We start from the raw sequence: 810 nt of genomic DNA, 5'->3' as shown, positions 1-810 counted from the left end.
GACCGCAGGGGTTGACGGCGTAGCCGTGGCCGTGTGGGTTGGCCAGCGCGCCGCCGTGCAGGGCGTCGAGGTCGGGGTCCTGGCCGGGTTTGTAGAAGCTCAGGATGCACACGCGAGGGCCTCCAATTCGTCGGTCAGGCAGCGGTATTCGGGGCGCGCGGCCAGCCACGCGGTGAACGCCGCCCATTCCCAGCCACGACGGCGGGCGATATCGGCGGCCGACAAGGTGCGCGTGTATTCGACGGAGGCGTCAGCGAAAGCGAGCGCGGCCTGCACCTCCCGCGTGTCCAGGGAGCTGGCGAACACCCGCAGCTCGAACGTGTCCTCTGGGCAGACGTTGATCGCCCGGTACCGGAACGCGCCTCCGGTGTCGCCCTTGGCGTGGGCGGCGGCGCGAGCGCGAGCGCCCGGGTCGAACACCGCCCACTGCTCACAGTCGCGGCGCGCCAGCACTTTGACGTGGGATTCGTTGCGGTAGACGAACTTCAGCCACCGGTAGGTGTGGGCGGGTGAGGAGAACCCGGCGCGGGACACGTGCACGTGGATGCCGACGCTGGTGTCGGTGTAGGCTCCCAGCATCCGCAACCGATTCAGCAGCGACCACGGGAACCGTTGGCACGCAAAGTCATACGACATCGGGTGCGTCACCAGCTCGTATCCGCACGGCTGGATACTTCCATCTTCCTTGAGGTATCCGAGGTCGCCGAGCTGGTCGATGGCGAGTTCGGCGGCTTCGTCGAAAACGTCTCGGGGGGTTTTGATTTCGAGTTCCAGCCCGAGGTAGAGCGGTCCGGTGCCGTGGAAGTCGGG

The 810-nt window shown here is 67.4% G+C and carries 1 pseudogene; it reads right to left on the bottom strand.

What is annotated here, in order from left to right:
* Positions 1-99 precede the first annotated feature (99 nt).
* A pseudogene (locus A5780_RS41150) lies at positions 100-810 on the bottom strand (hypothetical protein); the annotation flags it as partial.

It is taken from the genome of Nocardia sp. 852002-20019_SCH5090214 (genome assembly GCF_001665865.1).
Lineage (GTDB): Bacteria > Actinomycetota > Actinomycetes > Mycobacteriales > Mycobacteriaceae > Nocardia > Nocardia nova.
Note: the sequence above shows the minus strand (reverse complement) of the source record. Positions and strands in the feature narration are given on the sequence as shown.